Source organism: Achromobacter aegrifaciens (assembly GCF_902859735.1).
Lineage (GTDB): Bacteria > Pseudomonadota > Gammaproteobacteria > Burkholderiales > Burkholderiaceae_B > Achromobacter > Achromobacter aegrifaciens.
In genome coordinates this window covers 1-512 of record NZ_CADIJY010000033.1, presented here as the reverse complement: position 1 = coordinate 512, position 512 = coordinate 1, and the positions used below count along the sequence as shown (strand labels likewise).

The following is a 512-nucleotide window of genomic DNA, read 5'->3' as shown; positions in this document are numbered from 1 at the left end:
GTGGGCCGCGCGCGGCTCAGCTGCGTGAAGCTTGCGGACAGGCGCAACGCGGTCAGGTCGGTGGCCACGCCGGCCATCAGCGTTTCCGGGAAGGCGTCCAGCACGGCATCGCTGTCGCTGCGCATTTCCAGCGTCAGCTCGACCCGGCCCGGCACCGCGTTGGCGGCGTTCGGCGTCATGGACAACCGGCCCACGGTGGCGACCACGTAATGCGGATTGCCGCTGGCGGCGCTGGCCTGGCGGTGGGCGGCATCGATGATGCGGGCCGCGCCCACCAGGGCGTCGCGGCGGATGTCCATGGGCGTGGTGCCGGCATGATCCGGCTGGCCTTCCACCGTGATCAGCACGCGGCGGATGCCGACGATGTTGGTGACCACGCCGATAGGCAGGCCGCGGCTTTCCAGCACCGGGCCTTGTTCGATATGCAGTTCGACGAACGCCGCGGTGCCGTCAGGGCCGCGCAGCGGCGCGCCCAGCGCCGAGGGGTCGCCGCCGATGCGGGCGATGCCGGC

Annotated in this window: 1 protein-coding gene; it reads right to left on the bottom strand. The window is 72.3% G+C overall.

Annotation, left to right across the window (positions count from 1 at the left end; translation table 11 throughout):
* Positions 1–512, bottom strand: a 512-nt coding sequence (locus tag HV766_RS30135) for a peptidase dimerization domain-containing protein (RefSeq protein WP_175182372.1), incomplete at both ends; no start/stop codon positions are given.